The following is a 16,266-nucleotide window of genomic DNA, read 5'->3' on the forward strand; positions in this document are numbered from 1 at the left end:
AGCTGCACTAGGAGGGTTTAATCAATGAAGTTCATGGAAATCAATGGCGTTCGTCTGTCCCGGCTCATTATGGGAACCGGCGACTTAAGCAAGTTGAATGGAACGGACATGTTGGACACCTACGTTGCCGCAGGCGGAACAACGATTGATACCGCTCATCAATATCGGCGTGCCGAGACAATCATCGGGCAATGGATGACGGAGAAGGGAAACCGGAATCAGATGGTCATCATGACCAAAGGTGCTCACCACAATGACGGCAGCCCCGGGCCTCGCGTGAATGCGGAAGCGATACGCAAGGATTTGTTCGAAAGCCTTGATCGCTTGGAAACGAATTATATCGATTTGTATGCTCTTCATCGAGACGAGCCGGGAACGCCGGTCGGGCCGATTATGGAAGAGTTGAACTTACATCTGAGCGAAGGCCGGGTACGGGCCATCGGCGCTTCTAACTGGACGCATCATCGCATACAGGAAGCTAATGACTATGCTCAGGTGCATAATCTGTCCGGTTTCATGTTCAGCAGCACGAATCTCGCTCTGGCGGCAGCGAATGAGCCGAGATGGGAGGGCTGCGTGTCAGCGGATGAACAGGCCAGCCAGTGGCATGAGCGTCATCAATTGCCGCTGCTTGCATGGTCTGCGCAAGCGGGTGGTTTCTTTACAGGGCTATTCTCGCCGGAGGATCGATCCAATTCGGACATGGTTCGCGTCTATTATAACGAGGACAACTGGAAGCGTTATGAGAGAGCGAAGAAGCTGGCAGAAAGCAAAGGTGTCACGGCTCTGCATATCGCCCTATCATTTGTGCTCAATCGTCCGTTTCCAACCGGAGCGATCATTGGTCCCCGCACGGATGCGGAGTTGATGGATTCCGTGAAAGCGATGGAAATTAATCTTACAGAAGCAGAGCAGGAATGGCTGGATCTGAAACGAGAGGAGCTTGCGGTATGAGAGAGAAACTGGCAGCGCAATTGTACACGCTCCGGAATGAATTGAAGAAGGATTTCCCCGGCACACTTCGCGAGCTGAAGAAGATGGGATGGCATGCCGTACAAATCGACGGTTTGCATGGCAATGATCCACGCGAGATCGCATCGGTAATGGATGAGCTCGGTCTGCAGACTGCCGGGATGCATGTCGGTTTAGAGCGCATGAAGCATGATTTGCCGGCCGTGTTGGAAGAAGCGCGACTATTCAAGACGAGAGATTTCATCTGTCACTCGCTTCCGGACGAACTTATGAACCCGGATGGTTATCGAAGTGTACGGGAAGCGCTGCGCCAAGTTGCAAGCCAAGTAAGCGGGCTGGGCTTTAGGGCCGGCTACCATAACCATGACTTTGAATTTCATACGTCCATGAATGGGCAATACGCGCTGGATTATGTGTTAGAGCTGGATCCCGAGAGTCCGGTCTACGCGGAGATCGATACGTATTGGGTCAAGAAAGCGAATGTGGATCCGCTCACGTACATTCAACAATACGCCGGCCGCATGCCAATTCTCCACTTGAAAGATATGACTGCTGATGAACGAAGGTATTTTGCCGAGGTTGGCAGCGGAATTATAGACTTTGTGCCGATCATTCGGTGGGGAGAAGCCAGCGGCGTAGAATGGTACGCTGTTGAGCAGGATTACTGCCCGGGCAGCCCGATGGACAGTCTGGCATTAAGCTTGGAGAACTTGCTTCGGATGGAGATTGAAATCAAACGGGCTGTGAATAATTAATCGTATTCTATCTTAGAGAGACCATCCATGAGAAGGAGCCGATTCAAGATGCGTAAACCATTAACCGCAGCCCATACGGGCTGCGGCATTCATCCGGATAACACGTTAGCTTCGTTCTTCGAGGCGATGGAGAGCGGTGCCCAAATCGCAGAAGTAGACGTGCTTGTCACGCTTGGAGGTACGGCAGTGCTGCTGCATGATCATTCGCCGGCTCTGCAGAAATATACCTATGAGGAACTGAACGCTCCAGAAGTGAGAGAGTCACTCTCGCCTGCGTATATCGAGCATGAGGTAGCGACACTAGAACAGATCCTCCGGCTATCGGAGTCCCGCGCTATGCTGCTCAATTTGGATTTGAAATCAACCGACGCTATTGAAGCGACAGCTAAGCTGATTTATCAGTTCGCTGCGCAGAAACGCGTCTTTATTACGGGGGCTTCCGATTCGATGACCGCGAGGTACCCGGATATTAGAGTGATGTACAACACACCTGATGTTTGGACCGAAGGGAAGGGCGAGCGCTATGTCGAGTTTGCGGATGCCGTTTGCCGGAAAGCGCAAATAGGCGGCTATGCCGGTTTGAACATGGAGAGCTCGACATGTCGCCAAGAAGTAGTCGATCGTGCGCATGCCGCAGGACTGCTCGTTTGGGTGTACACGGTGAACGATCCGCAAGAGATGAGACGGCTGATTGGATTAGGGGTAGATGCCATCACCACGAGACAGCCAAGCCGACTGTTAAGTATTCATGAAGAGTAGAAAAACGTATAGCCATATTCGAAATTAGTTGCTATAATGAAACCAATGGCAACGCTTACTTTCCGTTTTATTGGAAAGTAAATTTTTTAGCCGTTTCTGGTATCGATACCAGAAAATAAACCCGAACCGACAGAAGCAACAGAGCACAACAAGAATTAGCCATTTCTCCGAAAAGAAGGTGATTCCCGACTCATGGCAAATGTCTCGACGACTTCGCAAGTGAAGCTGAGAAAACCCAGAGCTTCTCTGTGGAAAAACATTATGCTGCATCGGTACTTGTATTTCATGCTACTGCCTTGTCTCGTGTTCTTCATCGTATTTTCATATATTCCGATGGGCGGCTTGTTGTTAGCCTTTAAGGAATATAAGTTCAACAAAGGCATTCTCGGAAGCCCATGGATCGGTTTTGACTATTTCGTAACCTTCTTCAACTCTTACCAAAGCAAGAGTTTAATCCAAAACACACTGATTATCAGCAGTATGAAGCTGTTCCTGTACTTGCCTTTCCCAATCATACTAGCCCTCATGTTTAATGAAGTTCGCAACAAATGGTTCAAGAACGTGTCTCAGAGCGTGCTCTATCTGCCGCATTTCCTGTCCTGGGTCGTGGTTGTCGGCTTGATTCAGCGGATTCTCGCTCCGGACACGGGCTTGCTCAATCAATTCATTGCCAATGTTGGCGGTGATGGCAGTATCTTCTACATGATGGACCCTAAATACTTCTATCAAATCATGTTCGGCAGCCATCTGTGGAAGTCGATTGGCTGGGATTCGATCATTTATATGGCAGCGATATCAGGTGTAAACCCCGATATGTATGAAGCGGCCAAGATCGATGGTGCCGGTAAGCTTCGGGAGATCTGGAACATTACACTGCCGTCTATCATGCCGACGGTCGTCATCCTGTTTATTTTATCGCTTGGGAACATTTTATCCGCCGGATTCGATCAGCTTTACCTGCTGCGAACGCCGGGAAACATGCAGCTTTCCGATATCTTAGATACTTATATCATTCGTGTCGGCTTACAAGGCGGTCAATATGGTTATGCAACCGCAGTTGGTATGCTGCAAGGCGTTATCGGACTAATCTTAGTAGTTTTGGCTAATCGGCTGTCTCGCAAAGTGTCAGACACTTCACTATGGTAACGCTACCATGTAATGAAGAACGTTCTAATGGTGGAAACGTCAACCGACGTATTCATACAAAAAATTGAATTAAAGGGGTAAAACGCATGAGCAGAAAATGGACGAAGTTTCTAGCGATTCCTGTTATGGTTTCCATGCTTCTCGCAGGTTGTTCCAACAACAGCGGCAACAACACGAGCAATGAACCTGCTGCAAACAGCAATACCGCTTCAGACAGCAATGCCACTGCTACAAATGCACCTGAAGGAAAGCCGGCAACATGGATTGCAGACCGTACGATTAAAGGTCTCGTATTCATGGGAACCGACGATTATACCGAGGATATGAACCCTGAAATCAAAGCGCAAATTAAAGAGAAAACGGGCATTGATTTCGAAATCGAAATTATGAAGGCGGAGCATTCCATTGATGGTTTGATTGCGGGGCTTGCGGCGAACGACCTGCCGGATTTCGTTGCTTTCTACCTCAACAACAGCGGTCGTCCGGAAATGCCGGTCGTGCTCAAAGCAGCTCGCGAAGGCATGTTCACCGACCTGACTCCTTTCTTCAAGGATTCGAAGGTATACAGCAAGTATTTGCAGGCTGATTACCTGCCAATGGATACGCAGTTCGGCGTCATGTTCCGTCCGGAATTCAACGGCTCTACCTACTTCACGCATATGAACATCCAACGCGAAGGCGGTCAAGTGTCTTGGAAAGGCGTCGGAGGTCCTTACATCCGTAAAGATATCGTAGACGCACTGGGTATTGATCCACGCACGATTACATCGACAGATCAGCTCTATGATTTGGCTAAGAAGATCAAAGCAGGCGACTTTAAAGATAAGAACGGCGGTCCGGTTACGCCGATCGGTCCATCCTACTGGGGCGGTAAAGAAGTCGGAGCCCTGTTCAACGATCTGGAGTGGGGCGCAGACGACCAGCGGATTAAGCAGACGAAAGACGGTAAAATTCTGCACGAAGCTCAAACTGAATTTGCACTGAAGAAAGTAGATTATGTCCAGAAGCTAATCAAAGAAAAACTAATCCATCCGGAGTTCTTCACGATTGACGAGAGCCGTGCAACGGAAGGGGCATTAAACGGTTCATGGGCGATTATCGCCGATACGCACAGCTACCAAGAATATAACCAAGATATGCATTATGTTCCGCTAGGTCCAATTAACCAAGTAGACGGTCCTTATCAAATGCAGATTTCCTATAAGTCGGGTTACTCCGCATGGGCGATTCCGACTACGACTGAGAAACCGGAAGACATTGTTAAATTCGCTGATTTCCTTGCAAGCCGCGAAGGCAAGCTGCTGTGGAAATACGGAATTGAAGGCCGTGACTACACGCTTGACGACAAAGGCAACCCGCTTGTGAAACAAGAAGTCGTGGATTTGAAGGCGAAAGATCCTAACGAAGCGAAGAAGCTTGGTTTTGGCGGCGTAGGCAACAACTGGGGCGACATCCTCGGCAGCACGGACAATGATAATCTAGTGGATTTCGGCGAAGCCAATTATGGCGATAACGCAGCATCAGGCTTGTTCCCGGCAGTAGAGAAAATCGCAACGTACTGGAACTTCGATGAGAAGGTGAAGAACGGCGTTGTATCCGATGCTTACCAGCCGAATTCGTTCATTGGCGAGTTTAGCAACGGCACAGAGTTGAAAACCGCTCTTGATAACTACAATGACAGCTTGATCCAAGCGTATTACAGCAAAAGTCATGATGAAGCGAAGAAGATCATTGACAATGCCCTGAAGCAGATGGAAGCTTCCGGCTTGGACGACTACTTGAAGCTTCTTGCGGAGAAGAATGCAGATCCAAAAACAAAGGTAAAGCTATAGCATCTGCAGGCAGCAAATGAGTACCTGATGGTTAGGCGGTTTTATTCGCAGTCCGGATGAAGCCGCTTTTCTATTATCGTTTCGGAGTGGTTTCTTCGAGGTGTAGAAGGAGGGAAGTCAGTGAACGAATTTTATAAGATCAGCCTAGGTGAGAAAGTATTCCGCGTCATCAATTATGTCCTAATTGTCCTCTTGTGCTTGTCTATTATTCTTCCTTTCCTGAATATATTCGCGTTAGCGTTTAATCCGGGCAAAGATGCGGAAAGAGGCGGCATCTTCTTCTGGCCTCGCATCTGGTCGTTCGAGAACTTCTTGAAGGTATTTGAAGCCTCCAATATCGCATCGGCTTTCGGTATTTCGATGTTCCGTACGGTGGTCGGCACTGTCTCCAGCGTGTTTATGACAGCGATGGCTGCCTATGCGTTAAAGAGCAAAACATTGCCCGGCGGGAAATTTTTCATGATGCTCATTTTCTTCACGATGTTGTTTGGCGGAGGCATCATTCCCTACTACATGCTGCTCAAGTCGATTCATTTAACGAACAACATCTGGGTTTATGTCATTCCAAGCTTATACAGTGCATGGAATTTGATCATTATTCGAACCTTCTTCCAGCAAATTCACCCAAGCTTAGAAGAATCGGCACGCATTGACGGCTACAATGATTTTGCCATCTTTATGCGCATTATTATGCCGCTCAGCCGTCCTGTTATTGCCGTTATTGGGTTGTTCAACGCCGTAGGGCACTGGAATGATTGGTTTACCGGTGCATTCTTCGTACGTAAAGCCAGCCTGCGTCCCTTATCGACACTGCTTCAGGAAATGCTGACAAGCGCCGAAGCAATGCGAGATACGTTGAATCAAGCCGCGGGTACGACCAAATACGAGCTGCTCGACAAAATCCAAATTACGGGCAATTCGCTAAAGATGGCGACGATTATCGTAGTAGTGGCTCCGATTATCATCATCTATCCTTTCGTGCAGCGTTATTTTGCCAAAGGCATTATGATCGGTTCGATGAAAGAATAGAAAGAAGAGCGGAAAGAGGGAGAAATCGTAGATGAAGATCTTGAATAGCTACACGAAAACGGGCAAATGGTGGAGAGGCAGCTTTCACAATCATACGACGAACAGCGATGGCTGGTTCCCGCTGGAAACGGTCTATAAGATGTATGGCGGCTACGATTTTCTGGGTATTTCCGATCATGATAAAATTACGAAGCACGAAGGCGAGCGCAGCATTCCCACTGTGTTTGATGCCATTGAAGTGAGCAGCCGCCAGACGCATATGCTGCTCGTTAATCCGCCGCTTACGATGCTTGATCAATACAGCAACGAGTTTACGATTGAAAACTATCAACGGTTGACCGATATGGCGGTCGACAACGGCGGGTTTGCCGTATTGGTCCATCCGAATCGCTTCTTCTCCAATTATTGGACCTTGGAAGATATGATGAAATTGGAACGTTATATTGGGATTGAAGTGTATAACGGCGACGGCAATCCGGAGTACGATATCGCCTTTGATAAATGGGATGCCTTATTGTCGAGCGGACGGAAGGTATGGGGCTTCGGCAATGATGATTCGCATGTTTACGGCCAAGAGAAACGAGCTTGGAATATGGTGCAGGCGGAAGCGAATACGAATGAAGCGATTACGCAAGCGATCAAGGACGGCAATTTCTACGTATCTACGGGCTATGGATTCGATGCTATTCGCACGGAAGGCCATACGATTGTGATCGATCTCCGTTCGAACGAGCTGCTGGATAAAATGTATAAGTATGTGACGTTCTTCGGTAAAGACGGCCGCGTGCTGCAGGAAACGACGGGTAGAATCAGCCAGGCCACTTATGAATGCAAAGGCGATGAAGGATATGTACGCATTGCGGCCTATTTGGAAGGCGGCTACGGCGCATTTTCCCAGCCTTTATTTGTCGAAACTAGTAAATAATGCTCATTAACGTAAAGGAGTTTGTTTCGTGAACGGCGAACTGCTTCTTTATTGAATCTTTATAAAGAGGGTGAGTAATGTGCAGCCAAAAATTAAAGACGTGGCGCGCCTGGCGGGCGTTTCGGTAACGACCGTTTCCCGTGTGTTGAACGGCGAGAAGTATGTCAAGGACGATCTCAAGTACAAAGTGAATCAAGCTATCGAAGAATTGGGATATGCCCCCAGCCATATTGCCCGTAGTTTGGTGCGTAACAAAACGAACCTGATCGGTGTAATCGTACCTGACATTACCTCCAGCTTCTATGCGACTATTCTTAGCAGCATCGAAGAAGCCGCAAGCGCAAACGACTACAATTTGCTGGTGTGCAACATCAGCGAGGATATTGATAAGGAATATAAATATTTGAACGTCTTTCAAGAGATGCGGGTTGAAGGCATCATTATTATGCATGAGAAGATCAACGAGGAGATTCGCAATCTCATCCATAAGATGAAGATTCCGGTTATTTTCTCCAGCGTTAAACCGATGGATCAACAATTCGTATCCGTTATCGTCGACGATTATAAGGCAGCCTATGATGCGACGTCCTATTTGATCGAACTAGGGCATGAAGAAATCGGGTTTATCGGCGGCGACATGCGAGACATTACGTCAGGCCAAAACCGGTACAGCGGGTATCGGAATGCACTCACGAGCAAAGGGATTCGGATCATTCACGAGCATATCCGCTTCGGGGACTACAAGGTGAAAAGCGGCTATGCGCAGATGAAAGAGCTGCTGCGCGTGAGCCAGCGGCCTACGGCGGTATTTGCGGTCAGCGATGATATGGCTGTCGGAGCGATGAATTGCATCCGCGACCACAATCTTCGCGTACCTGAGGATATTTCGGTCATCGGCTTCGATGGCAGCCAATTAACCGAGCTTACGAGACCAACGTTGACTTCTATGGAACAACCGATTCATGAAATGGGCAAAGAAACGATGCGCCTCCTGCTCCACCAGGTGGAGACCGGCGAAGAGCCAAGCGGGGACCTCGTGCTCGACCATCGCCTGGTGGCGCGCGAGAGTTGTATACCCAGGAAGAAATAGATGAGCAGAGGCAAGCATATCAGGAGTAGGGCGGAGATGAAGCAACCTTGAAGAAATACGACGCAATTGTAATTGGGGACGCGAACATCGATTTGGTCGTTGCCGGCTGCAACGAGCTGCCGAAGCCCGGACAAGAGGTGCTTGTTCAAAACATGACGATTCATGTGGGCGGCGGAGCCGCATTGTTCAGCATGGCATTGGCGAAGCTTGGCTTAAAGATTGCCTTTAACGGCATACTCGGCGAGGATGGTTTCGGACAATTTGTACGCGATCATTTGACCGAGCATGGAATCGATACTAGCTATATCCGCAGCAGCAGCAGCAGCACGGGCATTTCCATCGCGATCAATCCGGAGAAGGATCGTTCCTTCATTACTTATATGGGATCAAACGCGGAGCTGAGCATGGGACTTCTCGATATTGAAAGCGTTGCTTTGGCAAGACATGTGCATCTGACCGGTTATCGAGGAAGAGAGAATCACGCGGAATATATGAAAGTCGTTCAAAGGATTAAGGGGTTAGGCGTGACGACCTCCATTGATGTAGGTTGGGACGATACCGGCGAGTGGTTCGCTGGCATCTATGAACTGATGAGCGAAGTCAATGTGTTCTTCATGAATGAAGTCGAGGCGGAGCATTATACCGGATGTTCCAGCATTAAGGATATTATTGCGAAATTGTCTGCTCATAGCAACCATTTCGTAGTCAAGCTTGGTTCGGCCGGCGCGGTTTCGACTGTAAACGGACATGCTCGGTTTCGTTCCGGTTTCCATGTGCCCGTCGTCGATACGACAGGTGCCGGAGATTCCTTTAACGCCGGCTACATCTACGGTTTTCTGAGCGGACTGAAGCCGGAGCAGTGTTTATTGTACGGCAACGCATGCGGAGCCTTGTCTGTGACACAATCAGGTGGAAGTACGGGAACGCCGGATCAAACGGAGATGGAACAATTTCTATTCGAGAAGGCCAACTGTACGACGGATATTTGGGAGAGCGCGTAAAGCACCGAAGCGAGAGGAGGTCACGAGCAGCTATGCATTTCGAAATCAACCATGGAACTGGGATTCAGACTGTGATTGTTCCTGTATTTACGGAAAGCTTGGCGGATTTGTCTCAAAACCGGGAAGAGCTGCGAAAGGCTTCCTTATTGCCGTATTTGGGTGCCAGACATGCAATAACATGGTTTTATGGCGCTCAGAGCGGTCTGGCTGACCTCATGGTAGTTGGTCTGGGCGACATGGACAAGTTTAACCTGGCTGTTCTTCGCGATGCGGCAGGGAATGCGGGACGTGCTTTACATAAAGAGAAGCGGGATTGCGCGGCAGTTTCCTTTGAAGCGCTCGAGGGTAATGGAGTCTTCGCGGTCGGTTTGTCTGCTTATATGGAAGCTTGGGTAGAAGGCTCGCTGCTGGGCACTTATGCGTTCGATAAGTATAAATCGGCGGCGCGAGCCGAGCATCATGCAGATATTCCCATACATCTGATAGGAGATCCTTCGGCGGAGCTTACAGAAGCGATTCGTCTGGGTCAGCTTCGAGCGGAGAGTACCATGTGGGCGCGGGATCTGACGAACGAGCCTCCAAACTATCTTCGTCCCCGCGATCTGGCCGAGCGAACAGTGGAGCGGTTTGCCGGTACCAATGCGACGGTTTCGGTGTATGAAGGCGAGGAGATTACACGCCGCGGGTTTGCCGGATTAGCGGCAGTTGGCAAAGGAAGCATTCATCCGCCTGTATTTATCGAGCTGCGGTATTGCACCGACGAAACGAAACCCCTGGTGGCTTTAATCGGCAAAGGCATTACGTTCGATACCGGCGGCATTAGCTTGAAGCGAGACAATGATATCAGCGATATGCGTATGGATATGGCAGGGGCCGCCGGTGTGCTGGGGGCGCTCGATCTGGTCGTGCGCGCGGAGTACCCGTCTAATCTTATCGTGCTTGTACCATCGGCTGAGAACAGTCCATCCGATCGCTCGATGCTGCCCGGCGAAGTCATCCGGTATGCGAATGGGGTCACCGTCCAAGTCGGCAATACGGATTCGGAAGGCAGACTTATTCTGGCGGATGCCTTGGTTTATGCCCATCAGCTCGGCGCAGAGCAGGTCATCGACATGGCGACGCTGACGTATTCGGTCGTTGGAGCGCTTGGTACGGCGGTCGCAGGAGCTTTTGGACAGAACGAGCTTGTTCAAGCGTTGAAGGCAGCAGGCGAGCCCTATGACGAGAAGATCTGGCAGCTGCCGATTATTGACGAGTATGAAGGCTATTTATCCAGTGATTATGCGGATACGTCCAATATTAGCAGCGGAAATGGCGGAGGGGCTATTATGGCTGCGTTATTTTTGCGCAAATTCGTGCATCCCACGCTCGCATGGGCCCATATTGATATGAACGGACCGAAGGATTGCTCTTCAGCCAAAGGCCAGCTTGCTGTTGGTGCGACAGGCTGGGGGACTCGTTTATTGGCAGCATACGTAATGACTAAATAGACAAGAGAGGAGATCTCCCATGGATCCCAATAAGCTTCGCTTTCGAGCAAACGGTACATTTTCGATTCTGCAATTTACCGATATGCATATCCAAGATGGGGCCAAGAAGGATATCCAGACCCTTGCGCTTATCGATCAGTTGATCGCGGATCAGAAGCCGGATTTGATCGTGCTTACAGGTGATGTGATTGCGAGCTACGACATCGCAGATCAAGAAGGAGCATTCCGCCGCGCCATTGCCGGTATCGTGAACTCCGGAATTCCGTTTGCCGTCGTTTACGGCAATCATGATTCGGAGAAAGGGATTACACGTCAGCGGTTGAACCAGATTCTACAGGAGCATGACAATAACCTGTCCGTCGATGGACCTGAGGACATTCACGGCATTGGCAATTATGTGCTGACTGTCAGAGCTTCTGCGAGCAATGAGGATGCGGCCGCCTTATATTTCTTTGACTCTGGTGACTACGCACCGGAGAGCGTTGGCGGGTACGCATGGATTCAGCCTAATCAAGTGGAGTGGTATCGGCATGAATCGCTGGCGCTGAGAGAGAAGAACGGCAACTCTACGCTGCCTGCGCTTGCATTCTTCCATATTCCGATTCCGGAATATGACCAAGTTTGTCAGCTTGGCACGATAGAAGGAATCAAGGGCGAGGAAGTCTGCTGTCCGAAATTGAATAGCGGCTTATTCACGGCCATGCTGGAGATGGGCGATATCGTCGGAACCTTCGCCGGGCATGATCACGATAACGATTATGTCGGTCACTTCCATGGCATACAATTATGTTACGGACGCGTTACCGGATATAACACCTATGGCAAGCTTGAACGCGGTGCGCGCGTGATTACATTAATAGAAGGTTCGCGAGAGTTCGAAACCTCTATCCGGTTGAACAATCAATAGCAGCGCAACATAATAAGGGAGAACCCGAGGCGGCATATGCCGTGCGGGTTCTCCCTTATTTGTTACCTTGTTAGGCTACGCTGACGGCTGCACCTTGCTGCAGCTGGTACATGGCATAGTACTTGCCGCCATGCTCCATCAGCTCTTCGTGATTGCCGCGTTCCACGATGCGTCCGCGATCGAGCACGAGGATCTGGTCTGCAGCACGAATCGTCGACAGGCGGTGGGCGATGACGAAGGTTGTGCGACCTCGCTTGAGCACGTCGAGCGCTTGCTGGATAATCGCTTCCGTCTCGGTGTCGATGCTCGCCGTTGCTTCATCGAGAATCAGAATCGCCGGATCGAACGCCAGCGCTCGCGCGAAGGAGATCAGCTGGCGCTGGCCCGCTGAGAGCGTGCTGCCTTTCTCAATCACCGGCTCATCGAGTCCGCCCGGCAGCTGCATGAACATGTCATACGCGCCAACATCGCGAAGCGACTGTTCCACTTTCTCACGCGTAATCGACGGATCGTCCAGACTGACGTTCGAAGCGATCGTACCTGTGAAGAGGAACGGTTCTTGCAGTACGATGCCCATATGCTGACGCAGCTGCTGCTTTGCCATCTCGCGTACATCGTTACCATCCACCGTAATCGAGCCGCGATCGATATCGTAGAAGCGGAAAAGCAGATTCAGAATGGAGCTCTTACCCGAGCCCGTATGACCGACAAGCGCGACGGTTTCTCCTTGTTTGGCCGTGAAATCGATGTTCTTGAGCACGTCTTCGCCTTCTTTGTACCCGAACGAAACATCATTAAATGCAACATGACCCTTATAACGGTCCAAACGCTGCTCCGACACGGGAATGCCGGGCTCATCCAGCAGGGCGAATACCCGCTCGGCGGATACACGCGCAACCTCTAGGTTGGACAGCTGATTGACCATACCGACGATCGGCGACATCATTCGGTTCATATAATCGATGAACGCATAGAGGACGCCGACCGAAACGGCTGCTCCGAGCCAGCCCCCCGCAAACATCCATACCACCGCAATGAAAATGATATTACGGAAGATCGTAAGCAAGTTGTGGCTCGTAAACGAGTTCAAATAAAGCATCTTGTTCTGGTATTTAAAATACTCGTCGTTCATCTCATGGAACTCCGTCATCGTTTGTTTCTCTCGGCGGAATACTTGAATGATCGGCATCCCTTGAATGGATTCGTTGATCATGCCGTTAATATCGCTCAGACGCGAGCGAATGACATGATTGTAGCTGGATGCATATTTGCGATACACGACGATCCACACATAGAGGATCGGCAGTAAAGGCAGTGCGATTAATGCGAGCTTCGTATCGAGCACGAACAATGCACCCATAATCGCGGTCATATAGATAATACCGGAGAAGAAGTTCGCCAGTACCGAGACGTACAGCTCGCGAATCGCTTCGGTATCATTGGTTACGCGTGAAACGACCTTACCTGCCGGGAGATTATCGAAATATTGAACCGGCAGCTCCTGAATATGCCGGAACACATCGTTACGCATTTTGCGTACAATCCGGTTAGCGGATACTTGAAGCAAATACTTCTGACCGTATGCCAGAAGCGCTCCGACAAGCAGCAGAACGACATACCCGGAAGCAAGCTTGATCATACTGCTAATTTCCGGTTTGTAGAAGCCGTAGGTTTCATTGCGGTTCAACAGCACTGCAGGGAATTGCTGCGCGCTGTCATCCTTCGCCGTGACAGTCAGCTGACCGTCCTTAAACGAGAGCGATCCAGTGCTTGGAACACCGGGCGCATCTACAAAATAATACGTAAGTCCGGACTGCATGACATGCACTTCCCGGCCTTTCACTTCGCCGTCCTCCCAGTGGTCAGCTCGCTTGTACCAGCTGTCCTTATAAGGGACGGAGTATGGCCCGTCATGCTTGCTTTCGTACCACGGTTTCTGTATCCCCATAATGTTCGTATCGATCATACGTTTGGCAAGGAATGGTCCTACAAGCTCGACCGAGATAGCCAAAGCCAGCAGCAGAAGCGCTAGCAGGATGGGCCTTTTATAATGCCAGGCATATTGAAACAATCGTTTTCCGTTGTTACCCATTGTAATTGTCACCTTCATTTCATTTATCCTAGTATGCGCACATTTGAGCCGGCAGTCGATTATTCTTCCACCAGGGAAGCGAGCTGCTGCCGATCGTACTGCTCTTTGTACCAGCCATTGTTCTGAATCAGCTGTTCATGTGTGCCTTCTTCCGTAATACGGCCCTCATCCAGCACGAGAATCCAATCCGCATGCTGTACGGCCGACAGGCGGTGCGTCGTAATGAGCGTTGTTTTGCCGGCGCGTTCTCTTCGTATGCCTTCAAGAATCTCAGTCTCTGTCTTAGCATCAACAGCGGAGAGAGCATCATCCAGCATCAGAATTTCCGGATTGGCAATGACGGCTCTCGCAATGCTGACCCGCTGCTTCTGTCCGCCTGATAGCGCAACGCCTTTCTCGCCGACCAGCGTTTCGAGGCCATCCGGGAGGAACGTGACGTCCTTGCGGAACGCAGCCAGCTCCAGCGCTTTGTTTAGCAGCTCGTCGTCCATGGTCACTCCAGTGGTGCCATAGGCGATGTTCTGGCGAATGGTCTTGCTGAACAAGATCGGTTGCTGCGGCACATACCCGATCCAGCTGCGGATTTGATCAAGCTCGATCTCCGTGATGGAGACGTCACCTGCTTTCAAGCTCCCTTGGCCCATCGGATATTCGCGCAGCAGCTGCTTGAGCAGCGTCGTCTTGCCGCTTCCTGTTCTACCGACGATTCCAAGCGTTTCGCCTCTGCGCAGCTTGAAGGAAATATCGACCAGATTATCAATGGTTGAAGAAGGGTAACGGAAGGTCAATTGCTCGTATTCGATTGACTCCGGCACAGCCATGGCTACCGGCGACTGCGCATCCTTCACGTTTGGCTTAATGCCAAGCGTCTCATTGATACGATCGAGCGAGGCATTACCGCGCTGCATAATATTAATCAGTTCCCCAATGGCAAACATCGGCCAGATGAGCATACCGAGGAACATATTGAACGATACCATTTCCCCAAGCGAAATTTCGCCGCGGAACACGAGCACGCCGCCGTAGCAGAGACCGATTAAGTAACTGATCCCGACCAGAATTTTGAGTGCCGGCTCGAACAATGCGTCGATCTTGGCAACGGCAATGTTCTTGCTGAACACTTCATCTGTCATGTCGCTAAACCGTTTCCGGTCTGCTTCTTCTTGGACGAAGGCGCGAATGACCCGCACGCCGGATACGGACTCCAGCACCTGATCATTCAAGTTACCGAAGGCATCCTGCTGCACCGTAAACCGCTCATGAATTTTTTTGCCAAAATGCTGCATGACCAGTGCCAGAAGCGGCAGCGGAAGCATCGCCGCAAGTGTCAGCTTCCAGCTGATCATCACGGCCATCACGAAGAGAATCGTCATCATGAACACGGTGGAATCGATCAGCGTCAGAATACCAAAGCCTGCCGTAGTCGATACGGCGCCGAGGTCGTTCGTAGCCCGGGCCATGAGGTCCCCGGTACGGTTACGCTCGTAGAATGTAGGCGTCATCTTGAGCAGATGCCGCATCAGCTTGGAACGGAGCGTACGTTCAAGCATGAAGGCAGACCCGAAGAGCAGGGACCACCACACACAAGTAATGAGATAAATCGCGACCGTAAGACCGGCCCAGAACAGCAGAAGTTCGGTTAGCTTCCCGGTCGTCATCGTGCCTTGCCCGATGCTGTCGACGGCATATCCGATTAATTTCGGAGGCGTAACCTCCATAATGCCAACGATTGTCAGCAGAACGCCTGCAACCGTGTAGCGTTTCCAATGCATTTTGAAAAACCAGCTTAGCTTCTTAAGTACTGCAAACACGTCGATCAACAACCTTTCTAAACTTCTGAGGAACCAAAAAAGGCATACCGCCCGTAAGCGATACGCCTGAACTCGTATGGGGATTGACAGCTTGAGAACTGTCGCCACCTGACCCGAGTGCAATAAAAAAGGCGCACGATTACGTCACCGCAACCATGCACCTTCTAACGATATGAAGCGAGAATCTGCCATTCTCCGCCTCTTAACGCCTTGTTGCGCGAGGGTTACGTACATTTCGATTGTATGTTCCGCCTGCAGGCAGAAATGATCCATCCATATGTCGGTTAAACATATCCGTAACCCTCCTTTCCGTTCTTCAAAGTATATGTGAGTACTTTATCATCGCCCCCTCGGAGCTGTCAACGGGGTATTTTGAATGCGTACGCTTATTAATTTCTCGTTAAGAACCGGGACCACATCGAATTTACATATTATGTTATTCTAGTAACAATGAGTC

13 protein-coding genes are annotated in these 16,266 nt (G+C 50.2%); 11 read left to right on the forward strand and 2 right to left on the reverse strand.

Annotation, left to right across the window (positions count from 1 at the left end; all coding sequences use genetic code 11):
* Positions 1–24: 24 nt before the first annotated feature.
* From AC0YNS_RS13400 to AC0YNS_RS13450, 11 genes are all read left to right on the forward strand, one after another.
* Positions 25–954, forward strand: coding sequence for an aldo/keto reductase (locus AC0YNS_RS13400; RefSeq protein WP_475781487.1), 930 nt, complete (start codon positions 25–27; stop codon positions 952–954).
* Positions 951–1,727, forward strand: a complete 777-nt coding sequence (locus tag AC0YNS_RS13405; RefSeq protein ID WP_475781488.1) for a sugar phosphate isomerase/epimerase family protein — start codon at positions 951–953, stop codon at positions 1,725–1,727. The genes AC0YNS_RS13400 and AC0YNS_RS13405 overlap by 4 nt, the downstream gene beginning before the upstream one ends.
* Positions 1,728–1,775: 48 nt before the next feature.
* Positions 1,776–2,486 (forward strand): glycerophosphodiester phosphodiesterase, encoded by a 711-nt coding sequence (locus AC0YNS_RS13410; protein WP_475781489.1) that lies wholly within the window; start codon positions 1,776–1,778, stop codon positions 2,484–2,486.
* Between the two features lie 192 nt (positions 2,487–2,678).
* Positions 2,679–3,632, forward strand: coding sequence for an ABC transporter permease (locus AC0YNS_RS13415; RefSeq protein ID WP_475781490.1), 954 nt, complete (start codon positions 2,679–2,681; stop codon positions 3,630–3,632).
* Between the two features lie 86 nt (positions 3,633–3,718).
* Positions 3,719–5,464, forward strand: a complete 1,746-nt coding sequence (locus tag AC0YNS_RS13420; RefSeq protein WP_475781491.1) for an extracellular solute-binding protein — start codon at positions 3,719–3,721, stop codon at positions 5,462–5,464.
* Positions 5,465–5,584: 120 nt separating this feature from the next.
* A complete protein-coding gene (locus AC0YNS_RS13425) occupies positions 5,585–6,493 on the forward strand; it encodes a carbohydrate ABC transporter permease (RefSeq protein ID WP_475781492.1) in 909 nt (302 codons plus the stop codon).
* A gap of 31 nt (positions 6,494–6,524) precedes the next feature.
* Positions 6,525–7,418: a CehA/McbA family metallohydrolase domain-containing protein gene (locus AC0YNS_RS13430; protein WP_475781493.1), complete on the forward strand. Its 894-nt coding sequence runs from the start codon at positions 6,525–6,527 to the stop codon at positions 7,416–7,418.
* A gap of 79 nt (positions 7,419–7,497) precedes the next feature.
* Positions 7,498–8,508 (forward strand): LacI family DNA-binding transcriptional regulator, encoded by a 1,011-nt coding sequence (locus AC0YNS_RS13435; protein WP_475781494.1) that lies wholly within the window; start codon positions 7,498–7,500, stop codon positions 8,506–8,508.
* Positions 8,509–8,555: 47 nt separating this feature from the next.
* The gene (locus AC0YNS_RS13440) at positions 8,556–9,509 is read left to right on the forward strand and encodes a carbohydrate kinase family protein (protein WP_475781495.1); all 954 of its coding nucleotides are present in this window, start codon (positions 8,556–8,558) and stop codon (positions 9,507–9,509) included.
* Between the two features lie 32 nt (positions 9,510–9,541).
* Positions 9,542–10,999, forward strand: coding sequence for a leucyl aminopeptidase family protein (locus tag AC0YNS_RS13445; protein ID WP_475781496.1), 1,458 nt, complete (start codon positions 9,542–9,544; stop codon positions 10,997–10,999).
* Between the two features lie 19 nt (positions 11,000–11,018).
* Positions 11,019–11,906 carry a metallophosphoesterase family protein gene (locus AC0YNS_RS13450; RefSeq protein ID WP_475781497.1) on the forward strand — a complete coding sequence of 296 codons (888 nt, stop codon included), beginning with the start codon at positions 11,019–11,021 and terminating at the stop codon, positions 11,904–11,906.
* A gap of 70 nt (positions 11,907–11,976) precedes the next feature.
* Here AC0YNS_RS13450 and AC0YNS_RS13455 read toward each other — a convergent pair whose 3' ends face one another.
* Together AC0YNS_RS13455 and AC0YNS_RS13460 are read right to left on the reverse strand one after the other, a co-directional pair.
* Positions 11,977–13,998 carry an ABC transporter ATP-binding protein gene (locus tag AC0YNS_RS13455; RefSeq protein ID WP_475781498.1) on the reverse strand — a complete coding sequence of 674 codons (2,022 nt, stop codon included), beginning with the start codon at positions 13,996–13,998 and terminating at the stop codon, positions 11,977–11,979.
* Between the two features lie 59 nt (positions 13,999–14,057).
* A complete protein-coding gene (locus AC0YNS_RS13460; protein WP_475781499.1) occupies positions 14,058–15,809 on the reverse strand; it encodes an ABC transporter ATP-binding protein in 1,752 nt (583 codons plus the stop codon).
* Positions 15,810–16,266 lie beyond the last annotated feature (457 nt).

The organism is Paenibacillus sp. J22FR21, assembly GCF_056269135.1.